General features: G+C 69.2%; 24 protein-coding genes. 15 read left to right on the top strand and 9 right to left on the bottom strand.

The window, feature by feature from the left end:
* Positions 1-23: 23 nt before the first annotated feature.
* Positions 24-1,928 (top strand): ATP-dependent zinc metalloprotease FtsH, encoded by a 1,905-nt coding sequence (ftsH, locus tag TRAD_RS06645; protein ID WP_013177828.1) that lies wholly within the window; start codon positions 24-26, stop codon positions 1,926-1,928.
* 166 nt (positions 1,929-2,094) lie between these two features.
* Here the strand turns inward: ftsH and TRAD_RS06640 are convergent, their stop codons facing one another.
* The gene (locus TRAD_RS06640; protein WP_013177827.1) at positions 2,095-3,504 is read right to left on the bottom strand and encodes a hypothetical protein; all 1,410 of its coding nucleotides are present in this window, start codon (positions 3,502-3,504) and stop codon (positions 2,095-2,097) included.
* A 394-nt stretch (positions 3,505-3,898) separates the two neighbouring features.
* Between TRAD_RS06640 and pilM the strand changes: the two genes are divergently transcribed.
* From pilM to aroQ, 9 genes are all read left to right on the top strand, one after another.
* Complete coding sequence (gene pilM / locus TRAD_RS06630; RefSeq protein WP_013177826.1) at positions 3,899-5,098, top strand: type IV pilus assembly protein PilM; 1,200 nt, start codon at positions 3,899-3,901, stop codon at positions 5,096-5,098.
* A complete protein-coding gene (locus TRAD_RS15170; RefSeq protein ID WP_013177825.1) occupies positions 5,095-5,775 on the top strand; it encodes a hypothetical protein in 681 nt (226 codons plus the stop codon). Before pilM ends, TRAD_RS15170 begins: the two co-directional genes overlap by 4 nt.
* On the top strand, positions 5,772-6,485 hold the full coding sequence (locus tag TRAD_RS15165) for a type IV pilus inner membrane component PilO (RefSeq protein WP_013177824.1): 714 nt from the start codon (positions 5,772-5,774) through the stop codon (positions 6,483-6,485). The genes TRAD_RS15170 and TRAD_RS15165 overlap by 4 nt, the downstream gene beginning before the upstream one ends.
* On the top strand, positions 6,482-7,474 hold the full coding sequence (locus TRAD_RS06615) for a hypothetical protein (protein ID WP_013177823.1): 993 nt from the start codon (positions 6,482-6,484) through the stop codon (positions 7,472-7,474). Before TRAD_RS15165 ends, TRAD_RS06615 begins: the two co-directional genes overlap by 4 nt.
* Before the next feature lie 77 nt (positions 7,475-7,551).
* Positions 7,552-9,174, top strand: coding sequence for a type II secretion system protein GspD (locus TRAD_RS06610; protein WP_185095207.1), 1,623 nt, complete (start codon positions 7,552-7,554; stop codon positions 9,172-9,174).
* Positions 9,175-9,257: 83 nt separating this feature from the next.
* A complete protein-coding gene (aroC, locus tag TRAD_RS06605; protein ID WP_041947709.1) occupies positions 9,258-10,430 on the top strand; it encodes a chorismate synthase in 1,173 nt (390 codons plus the stop codon).
* A 59-nt stretch (positions 10,431-10,489) separates the two neighbouring features.
* Positions 10,490-11,068 (top strand): shikimate kinase, encoded by a 579-nt coding sequence (locus tag TRAD_RS06600; protein ID WP_013177820.1) that lies wholly within the window; start codon positions 10,490-10,492, stop codon positions 11,066-11,068.
* Positions 11,065-12,192: a 3-dehydroquinate synthase gene (gene aroB / locus TRAD_RS06595; protein ID WP_013177819.1), complete on the top strand. Its 1,128-nt coding sequence runs from the start codon at positions 11,065-11,067 to the stop codon at positions 12,190-12,192. Before TRAD_RS06600 ends, aroB begins: the two co-directional genes overlap by 4 nt.
* Entirely contained in the window at positions 12,189-12,626 is a 438-nt protein-coding gene (aroQ, locus tag TRAD_RS06590; RefSeq protein WP_013177818.1) for a type II 3-dehydroquinate dehydratase, read from the top strand. Before aroB ends, aroQ begins: the two co-directional genes overlap by 4 nt.
* Positions 12,627-12,679: 53 nt before the next feature.
* Here the strand turns inward: aroQ and TRAD_RS06585 are convergent, their stop codons facing one another.
* The 6 genes from TRAD_RS06585 to TRAD_RS06560 all read right to left on the bottom strand — a co-directional run bounded on the left by TRAD_RS06585 (position 12,680) and on the right by TRAD_RS06560 (position 19,109).
* The gene (locus TRAD_RS06585; RefSeq protein ID WP_013177817.1) at positions 12,680-13,318 is read right to left on the bottom strand and encodes a methyltransferase domain-containing protein; all 639 of its coding nucleotides are present in this window, start codon (positions 13,316-13,318) and stop codon (positions 12,680-12,682) included.
* 78 nt (positions 13,319-13,396) lie between these two features.
* Positions 13,397-14,911: a hypothetical protein gene (locus TRAD_RS06580; RefSeq protein WP_013177816.1), complete on the bottom strand. Its 1,515-nt coding sequence runs from the start codon at positions 14,909-14,911 to the stop codon at positions 13,397-13,399.
* Positions 14,908-15,669, bottom strand: coding sequence for an ABC transporter ATP-binding protein (locus TRAD_RS06575; RefSeq protein ID WP_013177815.1), 762 nt, complete (start codon positions 15,667-15,669; stop codon positions 14,908-14,910). Before TRAD_RS06575 ends, TRAD_RS06580 begins: the two co-directional genes overlap by 4 nt.
* A 97-nt stretch (positions 15,670-15,766) precedes the next feature.
* The gene (locus tag TRAD_RS06570; RefSeq protein WP_013177814.1) at positions 15,767-17,251 is read right to left on the bottom strand and encodes an aldo/keto reductase; all 1,485 of its coding nucleotides are present in this window, start codon (positions 17,249-17,251) and stop codon (positions 15,767-15,769) included.
* Positions 17,236-18,498 (bottom strand): M24 family metallopeptidase, encoded by a 1,263-nt coding sequence (locus TRAD_RS06565; RefSeq protein ID WP_013177813.1) that lies wholly within the window; start codon positions 18,496-18,498, stop codon positions 17,236-17,238. The genes TRAD_RS06570 and TRAD_RS06565 overlap by 16 nt, the downstream gene beginning before the upstream one ends.
* Positions 18,495-19,109, bottom strand: a complete 615-nt coding sequence (locus TRAD_RS06560) for a flavin reductase family protein (RefSeq protein ID WP_013177812.1) — start codon at positions 19,107-19,109, stop codon at positions 18,495-18,497. Before TRAD_RS06560 ends, TRAD_RS06565 begins: the two co-directional genes overlap by 4 nt.
* Before the next feature lie 199 nt (positions 19,110-19,308).
* Between TRAD_RS06560 and TRAD_RS06555 the strand changes: the two genes are divergently transcribed.
* The 4 genes from TRAD_RS06555 to TRAD_RS06540 all read left to right on the top strand — a co-directional run bounded on the left by TRAD_RS06555 (position 19,309) and on the right by TRAD_RS06540 (position 23,995).
* Positions 19,309-20,496 carry a M24 family metallopeptidase gene (locus TRAD_RS06555; RefSeq protein ID WP_013177811.1) on the top strand — a complete coding sequence of 396 codons (1,188 nt, stop codon included), beginning with the start codon at positions 19,309-19,311 and terminating at the stop codon, positions 20,494-20,496.
* A 30-nt stretch (positions 20,497-20,526) separates the two neighbouring features.
* Positions 20,527-22,032 carry an ABC transporter substrate-binding protein gene (locus tag TRAD_RS06550; RefSeq protein WP_013177810.1) on the top strand — a complete coding sequence of 502 codons (1,506 nt, stop codon included), beginning with the start codon at positions 20,527-20,529 and terminating at the stop codon, positions 22,030-22,032.
* A 63-nt stretch (positions 22,033-22,095) separates the two neighbouring features.
* Entirely contained in the window at positions 22,096-23,079 is a 984-nt protein-coding gene (locus tag TRAD_RS06545; protein WP_013177809.1) for an ABC transporter permease, read from the top strand.
* Positions 23,072-23,995 carry an ABC transporter permease gene (locus tag TRAD_RS06540; RefSeq protein ID WP_013177808.1) on the top strand — a complete coding sequence of 308 codons (924 nt, stop codon included), beginning with the start codon at positions 23,072-23,074 and terminating at the stop codon, positions 23,993-23,995. Before TRAD_RS06545 ends, TRAD_RS06540 begins: the two co-directional genes overlap by 8 nt.
* Positions 23,996-24,185: 190 nt before the next feature.
* Here the strand turns inward: TRAD_RS06540 and TRAD_RS06535 are convergent, their stop codons facing one another.
* On the bottom strand, positions 24,186-24,749 hold the full coding sequence (locus tag TRAD_RS06535) for a helix-turn-helix domain-containing protein (protein WP_013177807.1): 564 nt from the start codon (positions 24,747-24,749) through the stop codon (positions 24,186-24,188).
* 493 nt (positions 24,750-25,242) lie between these two features.
* On the opposite strand from TRAD_RS06535, the gene TRAD_RS06530 reads away from it, so the two are divergent.
* Positions 25,243-26,202, top strand: coding sequence for a phosphotransferase family protein (locus tag TRAD_RS06530; RefSeq protein WP_013177806.1), 960 nt, complete (start codon positions 25,243-25,245; stop codon positions 26,200-26,202).
* A 59-nt stretch (positions 26,203-26,261) separates the two neighbouring features.
* On the opposite strand, the gene scpB is transcribed toward TRAD_RS06530, so the two are convergent.
* A complete protein-coding gene (gene scpB, locus TRAD_RS06525) occupies positions 26,262-26,804 on the bottom strand; it encodes an SMC-Scp complex subunit ScpB (RefSeq protein WP_281054496.1) in 543 nt (180 codons plus the stop codon).
* Positions 26,805-26,990 lie beyond the last annotated feature (186 nt).

Genomic DNA, 26,990 nt, shown 5'->3' with positions numbered 1-26,990 from the left:
ACCCCGAAAGAGTAGACTAGACTATGGGGAAATTTCCGGTTCGGAGCGTACTCATCGGGGCAGTCGTGCTTGGCGTGGTGGTGTTTGTAGCGTCACAGAACGGGTCACGCGGGGGTGGGAACGTTAGGGACTACTCGTACTTCGCTCGGCAGCTCGAAAGCGGAGCGATCGACAAGGTCGTGGTCGGCGACGGCGTGCTCGAGGTCAGCGTGCGGGGCGGGGAGTCGTACACCACCCGCATCAGCGCCCCCCTGTCGACCGAGGAGCTTAGTCAGCTCGACGCGCAGGTCAACACCGTCGAGGTCGCGCCGCGAAGCCAGAACTGGGGGGGTATCCTCATCACGCTCCTCCCCATCATCCTCATCATCGCCTTTATGTGGTACCTCATGCGCGGGATGCGCACGGGCGGCGACGGCGCCATGCAGTTCGGCAAATCGCGCGCCCGCATGATCACCGAGGAAAACTCGCAGACGCTCTTTAAAGACGTCGCCGGGGTCGAGGAGGCGAAAAACGACCTCTACGAGGTCGTCGAGTTTCTAAAAAACCCGGCCAAGTTCCACGCGCTCGGCGCCCGCATCCCGCACGGCGTGCTTATGGTGGGGCCGCCGGGCTCGGGCAAGACGCACCTCGCCAAAGCCGTCGCCGGCGAGGCCAAGGTCCCCTTTTTCAGCATCTCCGGCTCCGACTTCGTCGAGATGTTCGTCGGGGTCGGCGCGGCGCGCGTCCGCGACCTTTTCGAGAGCGCCAAAAAGAACGCCCCTTGCATCGTCTTTATCGACGAGATCGACGCCGTAGGAAGGCGGCGCGGGATGAACATCAACGGCGGCAACGACGAGCGGGAGCAGACGCTAAACGCGCTTTTAGTCGAGATGGACGGCTTCGAGTCCAAGCACGACATCATCATTATCGCCGCGACCAACCGCCCCGACGTGCTCGACCCCGCGCTCTTGCGCCCCGGCCGCTTCGACCGCCAGGTCGTCGTCGACGCCCCCGACGTCAAGGGGCGTGAGGCGATCTTGCAGATTCACGCGCGCGGCAAACCCCTCAGCCAGAAGGTCGATCTGCGCACGGTCGCCAAACGCACGCCGGGCTTCGTCGGGGCTGACCTCGAGAACCTGCTCAACGAAGCGGCCCTCGTCGCGGCGCGCGCGGGCCGCAAAGAGATCCTCCCCGCCGACATCGACGAGGCCGCCGACCGCGTGGTGATGGGGCCAGAGCGCCGCAGCCGCGTCATCAGCCCCAAGGAGAAGAAGATCACCGCGTACCACGAAGGCGGTCACGCGCTGGCGGCCTTTTTGCTCCCCCACGCCGACCCCGTTCACAAGATCACCATCGTGCCGCGCGGCCGCGCGGGCGGCTACGTTATGCGGGTTGCCGAAGAGGACCGCATGTACATGTCGCGCGACATGCTCCTAGACACCATCGGGGTCGCGCTCGCGGGCCGCGCGGCCGAGGAACTTATCTTCAACGACATCACCACGGGCGCCCAAAACGACTTTCAGCAGGCCACCAACATCGCGAGGCGCATGGTGACGAGTTGGGGGATGAGCGACGCGTTGGGACGCGTCGCGCTTTCAAGCGGCACCGACTCGTACTTGGGTGAAGTCGAGGGGATCAGGACCTATAGCGAGGAGACGGCGCGGCTCATCGACAACGAGGTCAAGGCGATCATCGACGAGCAGTACCGCCGCGTCGTGACGCTTTTGCAGGCACACCGCGACGACCTCGAGACCATCGTCCGGGTGCTTTTGGAGCGCGAAACGCTCCACGCCGACGAGTTCGCCGCGCTCATGCGGGGGGAAAAACTCCCCGAGCACGAACCGTACGTCGCGCCCAACCCACCCGCCGCAACTACTCCACCCGCCAAACCGGACAAACCCTCCAAAGGCCCTTTGTTACCGCCGGGGATGATGCCGAAACCGGGTTAGCAGGTATCTCGGTTCGTACGAAGCCAGGGGGGCTCTCACGACAAAAAACAAAAAAGGGCGCCCTAGACGCACCTGATCCTGCAGCAACGCGTGAAACCGCCAAGCCCTACGAAGCGGGCGTTAGAGCGTTCTAACGCCCGCTTCGCGCTCGCCTTATCGTCAAGCGTTAGGGTGCTCCGAGCGCGTAGCCCTGGGCGTGAAAAAGGCGCGCAAACGCCATCGCTACCGGGATGTGCAGCGCCGACCGCGGCGTCGCCGCCGAGAAGGGATCCCCGTAGACCTCGCGGTTGGTGCGGTAGATCTTGGTCGCCTCGAGGGGGGTGCCGGGCTCCGGGGCAAAGGCGGCGAGAAACCCCCACGTGAGCAGGCGGTACGACCCCTCTGAGCGGAAGTTGTCCGCTTCTCTGCCCATGATCGATGCTGGCGACTCCATAAAGCACCAACCGTCGATCACCGCCGTTTTCCGGCTGCCCGGGAGCTCGAGGCTACCGTTTCTCAGGCCGCCGACGTCTTTATACATAAAGCCCCACCGGTTAGGCTCGAGCAGCGACTCCGAGAGCGTGCGGGAGAGCGCCCGCAGCTTCTCGGCGTCGGCAAACCCGGCGTGCCCCTCGAGCGCCAAGTCGGCAAAGACTAGCATCGTCTGCTGCGGATAGGTACCCATCTGAAAGACGAGGCACGCTTCCGGGTCCTCAGCCGCCCACCGCATCCGGTGCGACCACACGAGCGCAGGGCCCGCTTCGGTCATGTCCTCCCGAAACTCATGTAGCGCCGTGCGCGTCATGTCGTCGCGCAGCGCCGCGTAGCGCGGGTCCTCCGGGAAGAGCTTCGCCATGTAGACGGTGTAGCGCAGCAGCTCCATGTAGGGGTGAAAGAGCGAGTGCCGCGGCAGTCCGCGTGACGCGCGCGTCGCGCTGCGCTGCGCCCACTTCGCCTCGAAGTCGTCCCGGAGGTACTCGAGCCAGAGGGCCGCGCGCGCCGCGTACGGGTGCTCGGGGGTGCTGAGCGCGGCGTTTTGCGTAAAGACGTAGGCGACCTGAGCGATGAACCCGTGTGCTAACGACTCCTCCTTAAGGTTGAAGTCGCTCGAGTCGATGCGCTTCAGCCACCGCCAGTTGCGGTAACCGTCGCCGTTCGTGTCGGCGAGCTGCGCGCGCGCGAGCTCCATGACGCGGTCGACCTCCTGCAGCAGCGCCGCGTCACCCGTCACGCGAAAGAGGCTGAGGAGCGAGGTGACATAGAAGTTGAGGCCGCGGCCGACGTAGTGCTTGACCCCCGAACACGCCGCGAGCGTCCCCGAGGCGGGGTAATGTGGGTAGTCCTCCGGGGTCGCCGAGGGCGGCAGACAGCGCCTCGTCCGCTCGTGCGCGATCTCGGTGTAGACCCGCTCGTACCAGGCGCGCGTCTGCGGATCGTCAAGCTGCGCGACGTCGAAGTCGGGGTCGATGGTCCATGTCGTCAGCGTCCGCACAGGTTCAGGTGACGCCGGCAGCTCGACCTCCGGGGGCGCGACGTCGTCGCGAACACCCGTAGAGCAAGCGATGAGCGAACCCGATAGGATGGAGAGCGCGAGCACCCAGCCAAGTCCCCTGTTACCTCGAGCCCCACCCCAAGAGAGCGTGCGTCGAGTGCTATTTCCAAAATGCCGCATACCCCTCCTCCCATCTCACCCACGTTGAGCAAGGCGACCTTTCTTGTTCGCCGTTTAGTATAGATTAGTATAGGCTGAGATACGTAAGTCCCCATGGTTATTCGTACACAGAGCGGTTTTGCTCATCCGTCACACGCCGCCTCGCCGCCGCAAAAGCACCTACAAGCGCGTACCCCAAGCCTGCAGCCCGCTATAAGCAGCGCGCCGTCTGACACCATAGAGCCGCCCACCACAGCCCTCTGGCGCAAGCGACATTTTTTATCTCTCTAGCCCGCCTGAGTTGTTACAGTCTCCCTGTTCCCCGAGGAGGGGGAGCGCTATGGTCACGCCCGCGACCCGCACCCGACGCGTCCCTTTTGCTCGCCTCCTGGCCCGGCGCCACCTCGCCGTCGGCCTCGAGGTCGGTACGAGCGCGCTCAAAGTCGTTGCGCTGCGCCCCGGCACCCCCCCTACGCTGCAACACCTCGGCGTGCGCCCCATGCCCCCCGGCGTCATCCACGACGACGGCATCCTCGACGAAGCAGCCCTTAAGGGCGAGCTGCAGACCCTCTTCGAGGCGGCAGGGGTGCGCCAGCGCTCGGTGGTCACCGCCGTCTCCAACCGGCTCGCCATCACGCGCAACCTGCAGCTCCCCAAGATGCCCCTCAAAGACCTCCAAAAAGCGATCCCCTGGGAGGCGGAGCGCTACATCCCCTTCCCGATTGACGACGTGGCGTTCGACTACTTTATCCTCGACCACCCCGATGATGTCCCCGACGGCGGCGAGATCGAGGTGGTCGTCGCGGCGACGCGGCTCGACCTCGTCACGCAGCTCGCTCACGCGCTGCGGGGCGCGGGGCTCGAGCCGGTAGTCTTAGACATCAAACCGTTTGCGCTCCTGCGCGCGCTCAAGGGTTCGCTGCTAGGCGAGCGCCTCAACCGCAGCACCCTCGTGGGGGACGCCTACACCGAAGACGACGAGATCGGGGTGGTCGTCGAGGTCGCCGCCTCGAGCAGCACCATCACCCTCGTGCGCGGCGAGCGGGTGCTCATGAACCGCAACCTGGGCGTCGCCGGCGACGACTTCACCACGGCGCTGCAGCGCGCTTTTGGGCTCGACTTCGACAGCGCCGAGGCGCTCAAGCTCCGCTACGGCGGGGCGCTCCCCCCCGGCACCGGCGGCGTGTCACCCGAAGCCGCCGCACCAGCCCCCCCGGGAGCGCCGAGCCCCGAACGCGTCTACGAAGCGCTCCGACCCGTCGTCGCCGAGCTCACCACCGAGATCCGCCGCAGCCTGGAGTTTTTCCGGGTGCAGTCGGGCGACGCCCACATCAGTCGGCTGCTGCTCGCCGGCGGCGGCGCCAAGCTGCACGGGCTGCCTGCGGCGCTCGGCCGCACGCTCAGTCTGCGGGTCGAGCTCGGCGACCCGTGGCTCACCGTCTCGCCCGGTGAGCACGGCGACGCCCACGCGCTCAAAGATCTCGGCCCCGAGTTCGGGGTACCGCTCGGGCTCGCGCTGCGGGGGGTTAGCGGCCCGTGATCACCATCAACCTCCTGCCGAAGACGCTCCGGCGGCGCCGCCGCGCCGACCCCTACACGCTCGCGGCGGCAGCGCTGCCCCTCGTCGCGCTCCTCGGTGCTGGCTGGTTGCAGATGGGGGTGTCTTCGGAACAGGCGCGCTTGGAGGCGCGTGAGAGCGCGCTGCGCGCCGAACAGCGCGCCCTAAGCCGCTTTATCGCCGAGCAGAGCGCGCTACAGAACCGCCGCAGCGCCCTCGGCGAGCTCCAGGCGATCGCCCAGGAGGTGCAGGGAAACCAAATCCTCTTCTCCGAGCAGCTCTTCGCCATGCTCGAGACCCGCCCCCCCGCCCGCGAGGACCCCGCGACGCGTATGGCCTTCCAGACGCTCGAGATGCGCGCCCTCGACGCGGCCACGAGCGAGCAGCGCCGCGCCGAGGGCGTCTACGAAGACCTCACAGCGGTCGTCGAGATGGACGTTGCGGGCGTTGCGGGTAGCGCCGGCGTCGTCGCCGACTACGTCCGTGAGCTTCAGCGGGCGCCGGACTTCGGCGTGATGCTGCGCGACCTCACGCGCGAGGAGAGCGGTTTTTACACCTTTAACCTGACCATCGGCGCGGCCCTCACCGGCGACGCCGACAACCCAGACGCCGATTATCCAGCGATGCCAGCCGAAAGCAGCGAAGGAGACACCCCGTGAGAGGGCTTACCCTAAAGGGCGTGAGCGGGTTTTGGACGCGTGAGAACGCCGCTTCCCCCTCACTCAAGCTGAGCCGCCGCCACCTGCTTATGCTGAGCGCCGCCGTGACGGCGCTCGGGCTCATGCTCTGGTACTTCAACCTCTACACGCCGACGACGCTGCGCCTAAGCGAACTCGAGGCGAGCGTGCAGGGCCTTGAGACCCAGGTAGCGCTAGGGCGCGCCGCGCGCGCCAACCTCCCGGCGCTGCGCGGCGAGATCGCGCGCTTAGAGGCCGAACGGGACCGCTTTTTGGTACAGCTCCCCCCGCAGCGCGAGGTCGCCGAGCTGCTCGACTACCTGCGTGAGGCCAGCAGCGCCGCGGGGGTGACCCTAAGCGCGCTGCAGCACACCGGTTTGGGCAGCGCCAGCGTCGAAGGGGTGCGGCCCCTGGGGTTTTCGCTCAGCACCCAGGGTACTTACGGCCAGACCATCGCCTTTTTGGAGGCGCTCGAGACGCTCCCCCGCTTCGCTAGGGTGGAGCGCGTCGGGTTGAGCACCAACGAGTCGAGCAGCGACCCTTTGCTAAGCGCCAGCTACGACTTTACGGTCTTCGTCCTGGCAGGCGACGGGAGCATGGGCGATGAGGTTAGCGCCGACGAGGTCATAGGCGATGAGGTCATGGGCGATGAGGCGGCTGCGGGGGAGCCTGCCGCGGACGAACGCCCATGAGCCGTAAGACGCCCCGCTCGCCCTGGCGCACCGCGCTCGCACTCCTGAGCTTGGGTCTGAGCTGGACCCTCGCCACCCCCGCAGCCCCGACGCCCACCGACACCCCCCCACCGGCGAACGACGCCGCTATGACGGGGGGGGCTCCCCCCCTCCCCGCAGCGACGCCGCCCGAAGTGACCGCGGACCTCCGCATCGCCGAGCTGCCGTTTCTCATCCCCCTACCAGAGGAGGCGGGGCCGGACGCGGCGAGCCCAGCACCACGAGGCGCTGAGCAGCCCCCCGCCGCCGACCAAGCGGCGATCGCCAACCCGTTCTCGGCGCTCTTCGGCCCGGCGCCAGACACCGAAACCCCACCGGCGGTCGCCGAACCCCCGCCGGTAGCGCCCCCTCCGGTCGCCGAGGTCAGCGCGCCGCCTCCCCCCCCCGAGAGCGTGGTGGAGGGGCCACCCGACCTCAGCGAGCTCATCCCGACCCCGACACCACGCCCCCCCCTGACGCGACCAGGGGAGCTGCCAAGACGCCTCGAGGCTTCCGCCACCCCTCAAACTCCGCGCCCCCTCGCGTGGGAGGGCGCTGACGCGCACGCGGCGAGGGGGGGCGCGCTCGCCGAGGTCGCCGCCCTGCGCGTACCGCCGCTCGAGCCCGGCACGCCCGTAACGCAGCGCCCTGCCGGTCTTTCGGCGACCGCAGCGGGGGCGACCACCCCCCTCCAACCACCTCCCCCCCTACAGCTCGCGCACAGCCGAGAGGCGCAGGCGGCGGGTAACACCGTACAGCGCCTTCTCGACGAGCGCGGCGTGGTGTTTACCGCGATGAGTACCGGCACCGGCGTCTTCCGCACCCAAGAGCACGACGGGCCCATCCTGCTCGCCGTCGGCGAGGCCCTGCCGGGGAGCGAGGTGGTGCTCGTCGAGCTGACGCCCGACGCGGCCGCCTTCGCCTACGGGGAGCGAACCGACGTTCGTCACAGGCTTCCGCTAAGACCCTGACTTACGCTGAGGGGGAGATGACAAGCCTCCCCCCAGCCCACTCGCCCCTCGCGCAGAGATGGCGCTTCGTCCCGCACGTGCGCCTCCTTCGGGGCGTCGCAACTCAGCTCACCTGCGCCCTGATCGCCGGCGCGGTGCAGCTCGCCGTCGCCCAGGAAGCGCCCCCCGCAGAGACGACGGCGCCGGCGGCGCGCGCGCAGGTCGCCCCGCTCCCCGCCGAGGCGCGCTTCGACGCGCCGGTCAGCTTTCGCACGGGCCCCGAGGGGGAGGCGCTGAGCGCCATGCTGCAGGCGCTCGCGCGCTCGGTCGGCCTCACCGCCATCACCCAAGGCGTCCCCGACACGGTCGTCCGCTACGACATCGGCGAACCCAAACCCTTTCGCGAGATCTGGGAGATCGTGCTCAGCTTAAACGGCCTCACGTACGTCCTGCGCGACCCCGACATCGTCGTCATCGGGCCGCCGTCCGTGCTCGCCGGCCTCTTTGAAACGCGCACCGAGGCGCGCGAAACGCGCGACGTGCGCACCTACGCGGTCAACAGCAGCCCCGAGCAGCTCGCCGCGTTTTTAGCTGCGCAGTTCGCCTCCGAGAGCGTCGACGTCACCGCCTTCGAGGAGCTGGGGCTCATCAGCGTTCGGGGCGCGCCAGCGCAGCAGGAGCGGGTTGCGGAGCTGCTCGAGCGCTACGACAGAAGTAAAGTGGCGAGGGTGCGACGCGTCTATCCGCTTTCTTACGCTCGCGCGAGCAACCTAGCGGGCGTACTTCTTGGCACGATCTTTTCCACCAATACGCTCGGCTCCTCCGAACAACGAAGCGTAACTGACTTGTGTAGTACCGCTGATCTGTCTACTCCTCAAGCAACAAACCAAGGTGCAGTTAACACAGAGGGCGTTACGCCTATACCAAACAGTGAAGCTCTGGAGACACCCTCTCTGGCTATATCAGCTGACCCCCGCACAAACCAACTTATCGTCACAGCACCTGTGAGCATCCAAGAAGAAATTGCAGAGCTTATCAAGACACTCGACCGGCCGGAGCGGCAAATCAACGTCCAGGTGCGCATCCAAGAAGTCTCTGCAAATGCAAGCGAGCGCCTTGGCCTCAACTTGACTGCAGCCATGGACCGGTTTTCGACAACCCTCTTTTCAGGAGAGGGAGGTCTGAGCTTCGTCTTTGATGCGCAACGCGCCATCGCTGGTTTTAACCTGGGAGCCATTCTCGACGTCTACGAAGAACAGGGGCTTTCAAGGCGCGTTGATGACAGCAACGTGACCGTGCTCAATAACGGCGTCGCTACACTCCAAGCTGGAGGGACGCAATACAACTACGTAAGGGATGAGGCCGGAGGGGTCACCAGGGACGAGATCCCCTACGGCGTCATCGTCGGCTTTACGCCACAAGTCGCCAACAATAACTCAGTCATTCTTGATCTCTGTGCGCGCGTAGATACGCCGAGCTTACGCGATGCGGAAGGGAGGATAACCGAGTTTCTAACTCGCAAAGCCAACTCTCGAATCACGCTACAACCAGGACAAACCGTCGTCCTAGGTGGACTTCTCCAAAATCAAGTTGTAGCGTCCAATAGGAGCGTTCCCGGCCTAGGCGATATACCTGTGGTAGGTAACCTGTTCTCCACAAACACCGCTACCGAATTGAATACCGAACTTCTTATTATCGTCACCGCCAACGTGCTCGAGTAGACCCAGCCCCCTGCGGCGCGCCCGTGTGCTCGCCACAGCGGGGCCGCGACCACCCGAGAGGTGCGTGCTAAGCTGGGAAGATGCTGAGGTTTTTCTCCGCCGGCGAGTCGCACGGCCCGGCCCTCACCGTCTTGCTCGATGGCGTCCCCGCTGGGTTAGCGCTCGTCGCGAGCGAACACATCGACCCGTGGCTGCGCCGCCGCCAGGGGGGCTACGGGCGGGGTCGGCGCATGGTCATCGAGAGCGACTGCGCCCAGATCCTCGCGGGGGTGCGCGCCGGGCGCACGACGGGCGCCCCCATCAGCTTGCAGATCGAAAACCGCGACTGGCGCAACTGGTCCGAGATCATGTCGCCGCTACCCGGGGGCGAACCGCGCAAACGCGCGCTGACCGAGGCGCGGCCCGGCCACGCCGACCTCACGGGCGGCATCAAGTACGGCCACAAAGACCTGCGCGACGTTTTGGAGCGCGCGTCGGCGCGGGAAACGGCGAGCCGCGTGGCGGCGGGGGCCATCGCGCTGCGGCTTTTAGAGACCGTCGGCGTCCAGGCGTGCGCCCGCGTGGTCGCGCTGGGCGGCATCCCGTGCGACGGCGGGATGGACTGGGAGCGCCTCAGTGACCTCGACGAGAGCCCGCTGCGCACCTTTGACCGCGACGCCGAGGCCGCCATCATCGCGCGGATCGACGAGGCCAAACGCAGCGGCGACACCTTGGGGGGCGTCGTCGAGGCGCGCTTTCGGGGGCTGCCGGTGGGGCTGGGGAGCCACACCCAGTGGGACCGCAAACTCGACGGGCGGCTCGCGGGGGCCGTGATGAGCATTCAAGCCATCAAGGCGGTTGAGATCGGCGACGGTTGGGCGGCGGCAGGGGCTCCCGGCAGCCAGGTCCACGACCCCATCGGATACCGGAGCGCGGCGGAGCATCCTGGCGAGGCGGGCTACTACCGCCAGAGCAACCGCGCGGGGGGGCTCGAGGCGGGCATGACCACCGGCGAAGAGCTCGTGGTGCGCGCCGCGATGAAACCCATCGCCACCCTTATGAAACCGCTCCCGACGGTCGACGTGCTGACGCACGAGGCCGCCGACGCCGCCCGCGAGCGGAGCGACACGACGGCGGTACCAGCGGCCTCGATCGTGGTGTTGGCGATGTCGGCGCTTATCCTGGCGGACGCTCTGATGGAGAAGTTCGGCGCCGACACGGTGCGCGAGATCACCGAGCGGGTGGCGGCTCACCGCGACTTCGCCAGCACCTTCTAACCGCCCGGCGAGCGTAACGTGTACAGGCGACGTCTCCCCGACACCCCGAGAGGCGCGTGATGGCCAGCAGCGCCCCGAGACGGCTGCGGCTCGAGCGCCCCGTGACCTGGCTCGCGCTGGCGGGGTTTATGGGGACCGGCAAAAGCCGCATCGGTTGGGAGCTGTCGCGCCGCTTGGGGCTCAACTTCATCGACACCGACCGCGTCGTCGAGCGGGTGTCGTGTATGCGCATCCCCGAACTCTTCGAGCTCTACGGCGAGGCGGTCTTCCGCGACTACGAGAGCGAGGTCGTGCGCCGCTGCCTGCGCCTCGACGAGGCGGTGATCTCCACGGGGGGTGGGACGGTGATGCGCGAGGCGAACCGGCGGATGCTCCTAAGCCGCGGCCCGGTGATCGTGCTCACCGCGAGCCCCGAAACCATCTACCGGCGCACGCGGCGCCACAAACGCCCGCTTTTGGAGATCGGCGACCCCGAGGGGCGCATCCGCGAACTTTTGAACGCCCGCCAAAGCGCCTACGACGCGGCCGCGAGCTTTCACGTGTCGACCGACGGGCGCCACAGCAGCGACGTCGTCGAGGAGATCGTCGAGAAGCTGTGGGCGTGGCGCGAGGCGCGCGAAGCCGAAAGGAGACGATGAGAGACCCTGGCGCGACGCACCGACGGATCACACTCACGGTGCAGACCACCCCCCCCTACGACGTTCACGTCGAACCGGGGGTGCTGGCTCGAGTCGGCGAAGCGGTGAGCGCCCCTAACGTCGCGCTCATCAGCGACGAGAACGTAGCGCCCCACTACGCCGAGCGCGTCGTCCGGAGCCTGGCGGGCGCCGGGGCGCGCGTCACCTTTTGCCCCGTAGCGGCGGGCGAAGCGAGCAAGTCCCTCACCCAGTTTGGGGCGCTCTTAAGCGAGCTCGCCCGAAAGGGCTTTACCCGCCACGACGCGGTGCTCGCCCTCGGCGGCGGGGTGGTGAGCGACTTGGCGGGTTTCGTCGCCGCTTCGTACATGCGCGGGCTGGCCTTCGCCGCGCTGCCGACGAGCCTGCTCGCCATGGTCGACGCCGCGGTCGGGGGCAAGACGGGGATCAACCTCCCCGAGGGGAAAAATTTGGTCGGCGCCTTTTGGCAGCCTAGAGCGGTGCTGATCGACCCCACCGTGCTGCGCACCCTCCCCGAACGCGAGTTTCGCGCCGGCGCCGTCGAGCTCTTTAAACACGGGCTTCTAGCCGACCCGTGGCTTTTGGAGGCGGTCACCCGCCCCGAATTTCGCCGCGACGGCCCCGCGGCGTTTTTGACAGAAACCGTCGCGCGCTCCGTCGCGGTCAAAGCGGCGATCGTGGCACGAGACGAGCGCGAAGGGGGGGTGCGGGCGCACCTCAACCTCGGGCACACCTTGGCGCACGCGCTCGAGGCCGCCACCCAGCACCGCCTCTCTCACGGCGACGCGGTGGCCTACGGGTTGCTGTTCGCCGCCCTTTTAAGCGCTGCGCGCGGCTACGCCGACGAGACCGAACGGGTCGCGCGCTTTGTGGCGTGGGTCGCCCCCGCGCCGCTCCCCGAGCTGAGCTTAGACGACCTGCTCCCCTTTATCGCCCGCGACAAAAAGCACCTGAGCCGAGCTCGGGGCGAGGCGCAGCAGCGCTGGGTGCTTTTGGAGCGCGTCACGTCGCCCGTCATTGCGGGCGACGTGACCGAGCGCGAACTGCGCGCGGCGTGGACGGCGCTGCAAGCGCGTCTAGCCGGGCTCGAGGAGGTCTCGCGGTGATCCTCGTCCTCAACGGCCCCAACCTCAACATGCTGGGCCGCCGCGAACCGGCGGTGTACGGTTCGGCGACCCTAGAGGCGCTCGAGGCGCAGTGCGCCGCCTGGGGGCGGGAGGTCGGCGTGCCGGTCGTGTGCCGCCAATCGAACTTCGAGGGGCAGCTCATCACGTGGCTTCACGAAGCGCCCGACGAGGGCGCTCAGGGGGTGGTCCTCAACCCCGGCGGCCTCACCCACACCTCGGTGGCGCTGCGCGACGCGGTGTCGAGCATCCCCCTGCCCGTCGTCGAGGTGCACCTCTCCAACATCCACGCGCGCGAGAGCTTCCGCCACCACTCGTTTGTCGCGGGCGTCTGCGTGGGGACGATCGCCGGTCTAGGACCCGACGGCTACGCCGCCGCGATCCGGTTTCTCGCCGGCCGGGGGCGTCCCAGCTGAGCTGCGGGTCGGCTGTGCGCGCTAGACCTCGGCGCGCGGGGGCAGGGACACCGTTAGCGCTTGCTCACCCTCACCAGCCCCCACACGCCCACCCGGCGGGTCGCGACGTGGACCCCACCCCCCGCGGTCGCCGCCCGCAGGAGCGCGTCCGGGTCGTGCAGGAAAAACCGGTAGCGCTGGCCCATGAGCCTCATACCGAGAGCGCAGAGCGCCCGAAAGAGCGGCATGAACCAGAGGGGCCGCGGGTAGCTGTAGACGAGCGTACGCCGGCTGTGGCGCGCCGCTTTCTCGAGCAGCGCCGCGCCCTCCGGGTAGCAGCACACCACCCGGTCGAGCAGCACCACGTCGGCGCACGGGTACGGGCGCGCCGAGGTTGCGAAGTCGTCGCGGTAAAGAGCAGCCCGCGCCGCCACCCCCGCCTCGGCGGCGACCTCGCGAGCTGCTTGGAGGTAGGCCGAGGAGAGGTCGACGAACGTCCCCTCACCGGCGCCTTTTGCCAACAAGGTGACGCCGAGGGCGCCGATCCCACAGCCGATGTCGAGCACCGAGGTCTCGGGCGCGAGGGGGCCTAGCAGCGCGACAATCTCCCGCTGCCGCCGGTTGAGCCCGCGCCGCCGGTACGCCCGCAGCTCCCAGCGGACGAGCGGAGCGGCGAACATGCGGTCAAGGCCATTGGGGTCGCAGCAGTCCATCCCTACAGCATAGGGCCCTACGGCCTAGGGGTGACGGTCGCAAGGGGGTGCTCGCTGCACCACCCGCGGCGCCACACGTCAGTAGCTCAGCCCCGAACCCTGCTCCCGGTAGCGCCCGTAGGCGACCCCCGGCAGCAGCAGCCCCAAGGCGAGCGCTAGCCATCCCCACCACGCGCCCACCACCAACCCCCAAGTCGCGCCCAGCCAGGCGAAGATGAGGAGCGCTTCGATAAGGGTGAGCACCACGTCGCGGTCCCTGTAGCCCTGGCGCTTAAAGAGGTCGCTGCGAGGGATGGGGTGCGCGCTCCAGACGTTGATCACACCCACCGAGAGGGTCATGCCGGCGAAGCCGAGGAGGATCCACCACCAGCCCGGCGTGCCCCGCAGAGCGAGCGTCGTTACGAGCGGCAGGCACAAGAGCCACAGGGGTGTCAGCGCCGCCCCCAGCTTGAGCCAGCGCAGGCGGCCGCGCGGCAGCGGCGCGGCCGCCAGGAGCTCGGGCGCGTCCTCGGCGGCGACGCAGATGCGCGTGAGGGTGCTCGCGAGGGTGCCGGCCAGCAGGACCACACCGACCCCCAGCGCGCCGGGGGGCAGGCCGGTAAAACCGTCCTCGCCGCGAAAGAGAAAAAAGGCCAAGGGGATCAGGTAGAGCACCTGCAGCAGCGTCTGCGAGAGGAGGTAGGGGTCGCGCCGGAGCAGCCGCCACTCCTTGGCGAACACCACCCACAACAACCCGCCCCGGAAGCGCAAGGACCCGCGGTGCGCCGCGGCGCGCCGCCGCACGCTTAGGGCGGCCTGCGTACCGGCGACGAAGCGGCGGTGGGTGAGCGCAACCGTCAGCCAGAAGAGCCCCGCGCCGAGCATGAGGCCGATAGCGAGCGGCAGGGGTTCGGCCAGGGCGGCGCGCGCCGGCCACCAGAGCGGGCTGTCCGGCCCGGGCAGCGGCGCGCCGTCCCCTAGCTGCCAGGGCGGCCGCCACCCCGTAAGGAGCACGAAGTAGTACGCGAGAAAGAGCGCCGCGCCGACGAGGCTGCTTAGGATCTGCGTCAGGGTGCGGGTGGCGCGCGCGCCGACGAGCCGCACCAGGCAGAGGACGACAAGCAGGCCCAGGCTCGAGGCCACTAGCGCGAGCGCCAACAGCGCTGGGTAGAGGCCGAGCAGCCGCGGCAGGCCGAGCATCACCCCGGCGCTCACGAGCGGCACCACGAAGGGGGCGAACGCGAGGAGCACGCTCAAAGCGACGCCCGTCGCGCGGCTCGCGAAGACCGCTCGAGCGGACACCGGCGAGGAGAGGAGGAGGTCCAGGTCGCCGCGTTCGAAGAGCATCAGCAGGCTGCGGTTCATCCCGAAGCCGAGCGCCAGGACAAAGGCCAGCGCGAGACCGCCGGTCACGACCCAGAGCAGGGCGGTGTGCAGCTCGTCCGAGAGCTCGAGGCGGACCTCGCGCAGGAGCAGCCAGAGCACCAGATGAACCACCCCGAGCGCGCCGAGGACGAGCGCGGCGACGAGGCGCGGGTTCCAACGCGCCGCCAGGTCGCGCCAGCCGAGGCGCAGGTCGTGCCGCACGAGCCAGAGCCAGGAGCCCGGCCTCACGCCCCAGCCCTCTCCTGCTGCTCGGCCCCGTCCCCGACGAGCTCCAAAAAGACCTCTTCCAAGCTGCCCTCGCCGCCGCTCAGGGCGCGCAGCTCGGCCAGCGTGCCCTCGGCGCGCAAGCTCCCGCCGCTCAGGATGCCGATGCGCTCGGCCAAGCGTTCGGCGACCTCCATGATGTGGGTGGTCAAGACCACGGTGTTGCCCGCGCTCACGAAGTCCGCGAGGAGCGCCTTGACGTCGCGCGCGGCCGCCGCGTCGAGGCCCGTCAGGGGCTCGTCGAGGATCATCACCTTGGGCGCGTGGACGAGCGCCCCGGCGAGCGCTAGCTTCTGCTTCATACCGCGTGAAAAGGTCTCGGTGAGGTCGCGCCGGTGCCGCCACAGGTCGAAGCGCTCCAAAAGCGCCTCTGCGCGCGGCGCCGCCTCCTCGGGGGGCACCCCCCAGAGCCCTGCCACGAACTCGAGGTACTCGCCGGGCCGCAGCTTGCCGTAGAGCATGGGATCGTCGGGGAGGTAGGCGAGCGCCCGCTTGGCCTCGGTCGGGCGCTCCCGAACGCTCGCGCCCAGGATGAGAGCGTCCCCTCGGTCGGGTGCCAGCAGCCCCGCCACCATCCGCAAGGTGGTGGTCTTACCCGCGCCGTTGGGGCCCAAGAGGGCGTAGAGCTCGCCCTGGGGGACGCGCAAATCGAGCTCGTGAACCGCCCGCACGGCGCCGAAGCGCTTGCTGAGGCCGCGAAGCTCCAGGGCAGCTGCTGCCATAAAAACAGGCTAACCGTTTGCGCAGCGGCGCGCTAGTGCCGTCGGTCACGCCCGGCTCGGGGCGTCTGAGGCCAGGAACGCCCCCTCAGCGCCCGCTTCAGCCCCCCACCACCGCCTCCGCCTCGAGCTCCACCAAGTACCCCTCCCCCACCAGCCCCGCCTGCACGAGCGTGTTGGCGGGGCTGATCTCCCTGAATCTGGCCCCGTGCGCCCGCGCCACCGCCTCCCAGTCCGCTAGGTCGCGGACATAGACGCGCGTGCGCACGACGTCCTCCAGGCGGCCCCCGAGCGACCTCAGGGCGCCCTCGAGCTTGTCCACCGCGAAGTGAAACTGCGCGGCGGCGTCCGCCCCGCCAATTAGCCGCCCCCCGTGGGTCGCCGTGGTCCCCGACACGAGGATGCGGTCCCCGACGCGCACCGCGCGGGCGTACCCGGCCAGCGCCTCCCAGGGGGTGCCGCTCAGCGCCACGCGCCGACCGTCCGCGCGGGTGCAGCTCGGGTAGGGGGGCGGAAAGGTGGCGACGTGGTGGCTGAGGTCGCCCGCGGCGGTCAAAAAGGGCGGGCGGCGGTACTCGTCGCCGCAGTCGCCGGGGATTGGCGCGAGGGCCGAGAGGGCGCCGCGGAGCGCCGCGCGGTCGGTCTCGTCGAGGCGAAACGAAAAGACGCGCAGCGTGTCGTCAAGGTGCTCGCTCTGGCCGAGGCGCGCGCCGACGATCACGCCGCCGACGGCGGGTTGCTCGAGAACGCTCCGCACGGCGACGTTGGCGACCGACACGCCGTGGCGCCGCGCCACGTGCGCCGCCGCCCGCAAAACACCCTGGAACGCCCCCCAGCCGCCCGCCGCCTCGATAAAGCGGCGGTACTTGCGCTGCGACCAGGTCGTCAGGCGCTCCCAGGCAGGCTCCGGCTGCCCCAGCCAGCGCTCCGACAGAAAGCCCCCCGCGAGGGTGCCGTAGGCGAGCAGCTTGACGCCCCGCTCGAGGCAGAGCGCCGTCATCTCCCCCGCCGCCCGCTGGTCGAGGAGCGAAAACGACACCTGGTTGGAGACCACCTCAAGGCCGCTCGAGAGCACCAGCCGCAGGTGCGCCGCGTCGACGTTCGTCAGCCCGAGGTGCGCCACGAGCCCCTCCGCCTGCAGCTCCTGGAGCCAGAAGAGGGCGTCTAGGTAGCTCGGGTCGGCGTAGCTCCAGGTGTGAAACTGCAACAGGTCCAGGCGCTCCGTCCGGAGGCGCCGCAGGGCGCGCTCCACCGCCGCGCGCACGTCCCTTTTGGTCAGGGGGCCGGGTTCGGGCACCCATTTGGTGAGCCGCTGCACGGGGGTGCCCGAGGGGCTGCGGGGGCCGAAGGTCCCGGCGATCTCCTCCGCCGAGCCGTAGTGGTCGGCCATGTCGAAGCTCGTCAGCCCGGCCTCCACGTAGGGCACCATGGCGCGCGCGGCGGCGCGCGGCTCGAGCTTGCCGCCGCGCTCCATGTCGGCCACTTGCCAGAGCCCGGTGAGGACGCGGGAGACGGAAAGTCCCGGCGCCAGCTCGCAGCGCTCGACCGGTGCCGGGGCCCCGGGGGCGTCTAGATGAGGTGCCACGCGGTCTGCCGCCCCCCCAGGAAGTGGACCTCCCCGCCGCGAAACGCCACGCACTGCTCCGTGGCCAGTTTGATGCGCTGCCCGTCCCACTCCGGCAACGCGTGCTCGACGAACATCTCGAACGAGAAGAGGGTGGCGTCTTGCAGGCGCAGCTCGCCCGCGCCGGGCAACCCCTCCTGGTTGTCGTAGCGGCCGATCATCGGCCCCGCCCCGTGCCCGTGATAGCCGATGGGGTGGGTGTAGATGCGGCCCTCGAGGCCGGCGCGCGCCATCGCCGCGCGCGCCGCGCGCAGCACCTCGTTGCCGCTGCGCCCGATGACCATCTCGGCCGCCAAGAGCTCCTGCTGCCATTTAGCCTTGGCGAGCGCCGCCACCATCCCGGCCGGGGGGCCGCTCTCACCGAGCCGCCGCACGTAGGCGTTCTGTTGGGTGTCGGTCGCGAGCCCCAGGTAGTGCAACCCGAAGTCGCAGTGCAACAGGTCGCCGCGGCGGATGACCGCGTCCGGGCTGCTGCCGAGGTCGCCCAGGTGTTCGCCGCGCCGCTGGATGGACACCGAGGGTTGAAACCAGCAGCCCAGGCCCAGAGACCGCGCGCGCTCGCGCAGCCACCAGGCGACCTCCACAGCGGTCGTCACCCCCGGGTGCACGACGCGGGGTGAAAACGCCTCCGCGATGAGGCCGTGCGCCAGGGCGTTGATACCGTCCGCGGCTTCGATCTCACCCTCTAGGCGGCGGCTCAACCACCCGACGACCACCTCCTCGGCGCTCACGCAGCGCGCGGCCAGCTCCGGCCCGAGCGCCGCCATGAGCGCGTCGTGTTCGCTTTTGGAGAGCCCGTCGGCGAAGGCGATCTCGGCGCTGACGTTGACCCCGATGCGTTTGGGGTTCCGCTCGGCCACCACCCGCCGCAAACACGCCCACTGGTCCTCGGCGGCCTCGGCGAGCATCGTCTTGTCCCACATCGGCGTGTAAAAGCCGTCAAGTCCGACGCCCGCGTTGGCGATCGCCAGCGCCTCGAAAGCGCCCCCCTCGGGCGCGTGAAAGACGAGCATCGTGCGGCGCCGCGCGCCCATCATGGGGGCGGGTAGGAGGCTCGGCAAGACGGGGTCCTCGTTGTACTCGCGGGCGACCACCAGCCAGAGGTCGACGCGCGCGCGCCGCATCACCTCGGGGAGCACCGCCCGCAGCCGCTCGCGGAGCCAGCCGTTGGTGACCTCCGCTTGCCGTGCCAAAGGCAGGAGCTTCACGCCCGCTCCCTAAACGCGTCCGGTGGGAAGACGGCCCGTTCGCCCGCCCCCAACGCCTCGTAGGTCGCCCGGCCGTAGTAGACCGCGGGCGCGACCCGCTCGCTCGCCTGCATCAGGCGTTCGCCGAACGCCTCCGGACGGTAGTGCAGCGCCACAACCTCGCCGACGAACCAGGTGTGGTCGCCCGTCGGGAGCGCGTTCTGGAGGCGGCACTCGTAGGCGAGGTAGGCGTCTTGCAAGATGGGTGCGGGGGTCTTTGTGCCGGGGCGCCACGCGAGGCCGAGCGCCGCGAACTTGTCGACCCCCTCGTGGCGGCTCAAGCTCCCCGCGCCGGCGACCGCGTCGGCGCGCCCGAAGGGGAGGAAGTGCACGGCAAACGCGCCGCTCGCTCTCAGCAACCCGTAGGTGTAGCGCTCCGGCGCCACCGCCACCCCGTAGAGGGGCGGTTCGGCGGACAGCGCCGCGTGCCAGCCCGCGCTCATGACGTTACGGTCACCGTCGGCGGCCGCCGTGACGACGGCGACCGTGCCGGGGTAGTAGCCGAAAAAGCGCGTCGGCGGGGCGGTGCAGACGAGGGGGGAGGGCGCGTCGGGGCCTAGGGGCGCACTCATGACGCAGCGCCTCGAGGTCGCAAGGGGGTGTGGGGGTGCATACCCCACTATTTCACTTCATTGAACGAAGTTCAATATCTTGACACCCTCTGCTGCCGGGACTACACTCTAAAGAACTTCCGCGCGGCCGCATAAACACTCAGCCACCCAAGCGCAAAAGGAGCGACCCGACCCAGATGAGACCCGAGAAAGCCGCCCGATGACACCGAGCGACCTCACCCTCATCCGCGAGAAGCAGGCGCAGCTAGACGCGCTGCTGCCGAGCCTGGAGGCCGACGCGTGGCTTGTGCTCTGCCGCGAGGGGAGCGACCCCGCCACGCTGCTTTTTGCCAACACCGAGATGGTCGGCGAAGCGGCCTTTCTCTTGACCAAAAGCGGCCAGAAGTTCGCCGTCGTCGCCGACTACGACGTCGCGCCGATTGCCGCGAGCGGCGCTTTTGCGATCACCCCCTACGGGCAAGGCGGTTTCGAGGCGCCGCTAGGCGCGCTTTTAGAGCGCGCCCAGCCGAAGACGCTGGCGCTCGACTTTAGCGAGAGCGACCCCCTAGCCGACGGCCTGAGCGTCGGCCTCTACCGGAAACTCAGGCGCGTGCTCGGCTGGGACGACTTCGAGAGCCGCATCCGGAGCGCGCAGGGGATCTTGGACGCGCTGCGCAGCCAGAAGACCCCCGAGGAGGTGCGCCGCATCCGCGAGGCGGTGCGGGTGACCGAGCGCGTCTTGGACGAGTTGGGGGCGTTTTTGCGTCCGGGGGTGAGCGAGCTCGAGGCCGCCGCGTTCGTCAAGGCCCGCCACCGCCACTACGGCGTCACGCACTCGTTCGGCGACGGCGCGAACGTCATGGTCGGGAACGCGGGCATCGGCCACCGCCCCGCGAGCGAGGCGCGGGTCACGCCGGGGGATGTGGTGGTGGTCGACATGGGCGTCTACGTCGAGGGCTACACCAGCGACATCCAGCGGACCTACTACGCCCGCCGCGAGGGGGAGAGCGGGCCGCCCGAAAGCGTCCAGCACCGCTTCGTCACCGGCCGGGGTGCCATGATGCGCGCGATCGACGCCATCGCCCCCGGCAAGCGCGGGTTTGAAATCGACGCGGTCGCGCGCGAGCACCTCGAGGCGGGGGGCATCACCCCCTACCCCCACGCGCTCGGCCACCAGATCGGTCGCACCGTCCACGACGGCGGCACGCTTCTAGCGCCCCTGGGTGCCCGCTACGGGGAGCGCGGCAACGTCCCCTTACGCGAAAACGAGGTCTACACCGTCGAACCCGTGGTGCACGGCGTGACGGGCCAGAGCGGGGCGCCCATTGGGCTCGAGCAAGACGTGCTCGTGACCGCCCAGGGGGCCGAACTCCTCAGCACGCCCCCCCGAGAACTCACCCTCATCTAGCCGCACCATGCCCAGCCTCAGGAGGTCCCTATGAAACGCCCCTTCGCCCTCGCCCTTAGCTGCGCGCTCCTCGCTAGCACCGCCTTCGCGCAGACGCGCCTGGTGATCGCCACCGTCGCCGAAGCCTCCGACCTCGACCCGCGCACCACCTACGACGCCTACTCGTACCAGCGCATGTACCCGATTATGGAGACGCTGCTAACCTACAGCCCCGAGGACCTCACCTTGCAGCCGCGCCTCGCCGAGTCGTGGACGTTCGCCGAGGACGGGAGCAGCGTCACCTTCGCGCTGCGCCAGGGGGTCACCTTCCACCACGGGCGCCCCTTTACGGCCGAGGACGTCCGCTACACCTTCGAGTGGGTGTTAAACCCCGACAACCCGGGCGCCAACCCGGGGCTTTTGGAGGACATCACCAACATCGAGGTCTTGGATGAGCACACCGTCCGCTTCGACCTGTCGGGTGAGAACGCCTTTATCCTCAACAACATCGCGCGGCTCCACATCGTCCCGGCCGACCTCGGGGAAGAAGGGGACTTCGGCCGCAACCCGGTGGGCACGGGGCCCTTCGTGTTCGAGTCGTGGGCGCGTGACGACCGCATGGTGTTAAGCGCCTACGAGGACTACTGGGGCGGGCGCGCACAGGTCGACGCGGTCGAGTTTCGGCCCATCACCGAAGACGCCACCCGGCTCCTAGCCTTCGAGGGCGGCGAGATCGACCTCTACCACGGCCAAGTCGTCCCCGCCGAGGTGACGCGTCTAGAGGCGACCGAGGGGATCACCGTCCAGCGCGCCGTCGGTTTGGGGCACGCGTACGTGGGCTTCAACTTCCGCAACGAGGCGCTGTCGGACGTGCGGGTGCGTCAGGCGATAGGCCACCTTATCCCGCGCGAGGCCATCGTCGAACGCATCTTGCAGGGGATCGGTTCGGTCGCCACCGGCCCCATCGCCCCCGGCGTGCCCTGGTACAACCCAGACGTGCCGCGCTACGACTACGACCCCGAGCGCGCCCGCGAGCTGCTCGAAGAGGCGGGTTACGGTGACGGTCTCTCCTTACGGCTCCACACGAACGAGAACCCCGTGCGCGTCCAGATCGCCGAGGTGCTGCAGTTCGAGGCGGCGCAAGTCGGCGTCAACCTCGAGGTCTTCGTCGAGGAGTTCGGTGCCTTTATCGACCGCATCCTGGACACCGACACGGCCGACTTCGACCTCTTCTTGCTCGGTTGGACCGGCAACGTCGACCCGAACTACGCCATGTTCGAGCTCTTCCATTCGCGCGGGGACAACAACTACATCGCTTACACCAACCCCGAGCTGGACGCGCTTTTGGAGGAGGGACGGAGGCTCGAGCCCGGTTCGGAGGAGAGCAACGCGGTCTACCGGGAAGCCCAAGCGGTGCTGATGGCCGACGCGCCCTTCGCTTTTATCAACAACACCGAGGAGATCGGCGTTAACCACGACACCATCACGGGTTGGCAGCTCCACCCGTACGTCTCGGCGACCTTCCAAGACCTGCACTTGGTGGAAAAAGCCCGCTGACACGCCCGGGGACGCCTACCGCCCTCCCCCACCCGCGACCCACCTAGCAACAAGGAACCCGCCTTGCTCCAGTTTCTCCTCAAACGCCTCCTCTTCCTGGCCGTGACGCTCTGGGGCGTCTCGGTCATCGTCTTTTTGCTCGTGCACCTCTCGCCGGGCGACCCGGTGCGCATCATGCTGGGCGAGCAGGCGCGGCCCGACGAGGTGGCGCGCCTCACCCAGCTGTACGGCTTCGACCGGCCCCTCTATGAGCAGTACGGGCGGTGGCTCGCGCAGGCCCTGCGGGGTGACCTGGGCGTCTCCATCCGGCAGGGGGCGCCGGTGCTGCGGCTCATCCTAGAGCGCCTCCCGGCGACGCTCGAGCTGGCCGTGGCCTCCCTCGCGCTGGCGGTCGTCGTCGGCGTCCCGCTGGGGGTGTTGGCGGCGGTGAGGCGCAACACCTGGCTCGACTTTACGAGCATGATCGCCGCCCTTATCGGGGTGGCGGCGCCCAACTTCTGGGTCGGGCTGGTGCTCTTAAGCACGGTGGCCCTTCACGTGAGCTGGCTGCCCATCTTCGGGCGCGGCCCGGCGCTTACAGAAGGGTTCACGGCGCTCCTCACGGCGGGAGACCCCACCCCTTTGTGGAACGGGCTGCGCCACCTCCTGCTCCCCGCCGTGGCGCTCGGCGCGTCGATCATGGCGCTCATCACCCGCCTGACGCGCTCGAGCCTCCTCGAGGTGCTGCGCCGCGACTTCGTGCGCACCGCCCGCGCGAAGGGGGCGCGTCCGAGCCGCGTGGTCTTTGGGCACGCGCTGCGCAACGCGCTCTTGCCCGTCGTGACGGTGATCGGCTTGCAGTTCGGGGCGCTTTTGGGCGGCGCGATCGTCACCGAGGTCGTCTTCGCCTGGCCCGGGCTCGGGCGCCTCACGGTGGACGCCATCAATCAGCGCGACTTTCCCGTGGTGCAGGGGAGCGTCCTCATGCTGGCGGTCGTCTTCGCCCTGGCAAACCTCCTCGTCGACCTCTCCTACGGCTTCTTAAACCCGAGGATCCGCTATGACTAGCCGCGCGACCGGCGACCCCGTGGACGCCGCGCGCCCCAGCGTGGGCGCTTCGGCGCGCCCACGCTGGGTGGGTCGAGCGCTGCGCAACAAGAACGTGGTGATCGGCGGCGGGCTCATCGCCGCGCTCGTGCTGGTCGCCCTCTTCGCCCCGTGGTTAGCGCCCATGGACCCGCACGCACAGGACATCTGGGCGCGCTACGAGGCGCCGCGCGGGCTCGTGGTCGCGGGGCGGCTCAACACGCAGTACGTTTTGGGCGGCGACGAGTTGGGCCGCGACCTCCTGAGCCGCCTGGTGTTCGGCGCGCGCGTGTCGCTGCTGGTGGGGTTCGTGGCGACCGGTTTGTCGCTCGTCTTCGGGGTGCTGCTGGGCGCCGTGGCGGGCTACGCGGGGGGTTGGCTCGACAACCTCATCATGCGCGTCATGGACGTGCTCTTGGCGCTCCCCGGCATCCTCTTGGCGATCGCCATCGTCGCCGCTTTAGGCCCGAGCATCGTCAACGCGATGCTCGCGATCGCCGTCGTGCGCATCCCGACCATGGCGCGCCTCGTGCGCAGCGACGTGCTCGCTTTGCGCGAAGAGGAGTTCGTCGAGTCGGCGCGGGCGCTCGGCGGGTCGCACGCGCGCGTGCTCACGCACATCCTGATGAACGCCTGGGCGCCCGCGTTGGTCCTCAGCACCCTCGGGATGGGCACGGCCATCGTCGCGGAGGCGTCCTTGTCGTTTCTGGGGCTCGGCACGCAGCCGCCCGAGATCAGCTGGGGCCGGATGCTCAGCATCGGGCGCGAAGCGATCCGCACGGCGCCGCACGTCACGCTCTACCCGGGGCTCGCCATCACCCTGACGGTGCTCGGCTTTAGCCTCCTCGGCGACGGGCTGCGCGACGTCTTCGACACGCGGCTCGATGAGGGGGGGTAGCGCAGCCACGTAGATGGGGCACGTGGCCTGTAGCGCGTGGCTAGGCCCCTGCGGTCTGCGGCACCTCACGACCCTGTACGGGCGCCTAGAGGGGCCCGACCCGGCAGGTCCGTAAGTGGTCGCTACGGGTATCGAAAGGTGCGTGGCGACGCTTGTTGCCCTGCGGGCGCAGCCGACCGGATGACACCCGCTACAACCGGTGCCAGCTGTGGGGCGCGTTCAGGGTGAGTAGGCGCGCCGTCTCCGGACCGGGGTTGCGGTAGGTGTGGCGCAGGGCGCTCGAGTAGAACGCCGCGTCCCCCGCTTCGAGCACGGTGAAGTCCCCCTCCCCCACCGCCACCTCGACGCGGCCCTCTAACACGAGGAGAAACTCGTCGCCCGCGTGCCCCTCCTCGTTGTGGTTCACCGCCCCCGGCCCCAGCGTCAGGTGCACCGGCTGCACCCGCCGGTGCGGGTCCCGGAAGTAGAGCGTGGCCTCGACGCCGGGGGGAAACCCCGCTAGGCGCTCCCCCTCGCCCGCGCGCAGCACCCGCAGGCCGCTCTGGCCGCCCTCATTCGGCAACAGGTCGCTGAGGCCCAAACCGAACACCCCCGCGAGCTTTTGCAGGCGCACGGCCGAGACGTTCGTGCGGCCGTTCTCGAGCATCGAGAGAAACGACCGCGAGAGCCCGCTGCGCTCGGCGACCTGCTGCAGGGTGTAGCCGTGCGCCAGCCTCAGCGCGCGCAGGCGGTGGCCCAGGTGGTGGCGGTTCATCGCGCCGCAGACGGCCGCTCAGGCGTCAGGCGAGCGCCGCGCTGCCGGGGTGTGTTCAATAATCTGGACATAAGGTTCAATCTACTAGATCCCGCAGAGCTTGACTAGGACCTTTTGCAGGGCACTGCTCGTCAACGTCGCGCCTCCACCTCCGGGACGCCAAACCGGTGCCCGTGGCCCGGGCGGCCTGGCGTGGCTGCGCGCTCCGCCCACGGCCGTCACCTGCACCGGGGATGTGGGGCGCTTCTCGAGCGTGCGCAACCCCCCGTAGCAGCAGGCAGCTGGTCGTTGTCGGCGACGGCGCTCCCCCCCGAAAAGGGCGTCGCCGACTCCCTACTGGGGCGACGTCTCGGGGGGTGTCGCGGGGCGGTCTGGAAACGGTGGCTGCCACCCTTCTCAAACGCTGCTCCTTTACACTATGCTGACAGAAAGCGACGTGCAGCGGTCACACGGCCACCCGAGAGGGAGCCGTCGGGGGCGGAAAGAAGGCGATGTGGAGCGCATAGAGCGGCAGCGCCCCGGCGGCGCGCGCGTCAGGGGGTCTCGGCTGGGGGTCTGCCATAGCGCCCCCCCACAGCGGTTGACGCGCGTTTTTGACACCCCCATCCTCGCTTGGCAGCGGCTCGAGACCGAGCCTTTGGACGCCGCCTACTACGTCCTCCTGGCTACCGGCGAGGAGCAGGTGCTGTGGATCAACCAACGCGCGCCGCAAGAACCCAAGATCGGCCGCTGCGTCGCCGCCGCCAAGCTGCTCCCCGAGCTGTGCCCCCCCATCGTGCGCGCCGACACGACACGCACGCGGCTCGAGTACCCCTACCTCATCACCCGCTACCTCCCCTCGCCGACGCTCGCCGACGCGTGGCCGCACCTCGACGAGCGCGCCCGAGCCCGAGCGGCCGAAGCCTGGGGACGCACGCTGCGCGCGCTGCACCACGTCCGGGCCGACCTAGCGGGCGACCTCGCCTACCCCGAGAGCGAAGGGCGGCGCCTCGGCGACGCGCTCGAGGCGCAGTGGCAGCGGGCGCTTGTGCACGCCGTCAAAGACCACATGGTCGACACCCCGAAGCTCACGCGCGCCCTGCAGCGCGGCTTAGAGACCGTCGAGGGGGCCCCCATCGCCCTCTGCCACGGCTCCCCAAACGCCGACGCGCTGCTCTTCGACCCGCCCAGGGGGCGCGTCGTCAAGGTGCTTAACTGGTTTGACGCGAGCCGCGCCGACCCTATGGTGGACCTCGCCGCCATCTACTTCACCGACCTCGCCGCGCGGGGGGTGCAGAAAGCCTTTTTGCGCGGCTACGGCCCCCTATCGGTGTGGGAGCGCGAACGCCTGACGTTTTACCAGCTGCACCTCACGCTGCTCGGTTACGCGCGCGCGCTCACCCACCTCCCGCACCAGATCGCGCGCTACCGCCTGCAGCTCGCTGAACGCCTCAAAGACAGGCCGCCCCTCTAGCTCTAGCTGTCGGCGCGCTCGCTGACCCCAGATAACGGCGGCCCGGCCGCAGCCAGCGCCTAGCCCCGCAAAAAGTCGGTCGGCGCCTCCTCCAAGGGGGGCAGGTCCTGCAGCGACTTGAGGCCGAACTCCAAAAGAAACCGCTCCGTGGTGCCGTAGAGCAGCGGCCGCCCGATCACCTCTTTGCGGCCGACGACCTTGATGAGCTCGCGCTCCTGCAGCGTCTCCAGGGTCGACGCGCACGACGCACCCCGCGCCGCCTCGAGCTCCCCGCGCGTAATGGGTTGCTGGTAGGCCACGAGCGCGAGGGTCTCGAGCGCCGCCGCCGAGAGCGCGGGCAGCGGCGGCGGGGCGAGCAGGGGCGACAGCGCCGGGGTCAGCGCGGGGTCCACGACGAGGCGGTAGCCCCCCGCGACCTCCTCGACCACGAGCCCCAAGTCCTGCGCCTGCAGCGCCGCCTGCAGCGCCGCTACGAGGCTCGCCACCTCGCCTTGCGCCACACCGAGCACCGTAGCGAGCTCACGAGCGCCAAGGGGCCGCCCGGCGGCGAGCAGCGCCGCGCAGAGAAGGCCCCTGGCGCGCGACGTCACGTGTTCACTCACGAGCCAACTATACCCCGCTCGAGCGAACGCCTTGGATTAGAGCGAAGAACCGTGAAGCTACCCGAAGGCCCACCAGAACCCCCGAGGTGTTGCGAGCCGGTGAGCCCGCTCTAGGAGATGGCCTAGGCTAAGCGAGCGGAACGAGCGCCCTAGGTTAGCGGTTTTAAGTCTGCGGCGCCTCTACGC

It is taken from the genome of Truepera radiovictrix DSM 17093 (assembly GCF_000092425.1).
GTDB classification, from domain to species: domain Bacteria; phylum Deinococcota; class Deinococci; order Deinococcales; family Trueperaceae; genus Truepera; species Truepera radiovictrix.
This window is presented reverse-complemented; position numbering and strand designations above follow the sequence as displayed.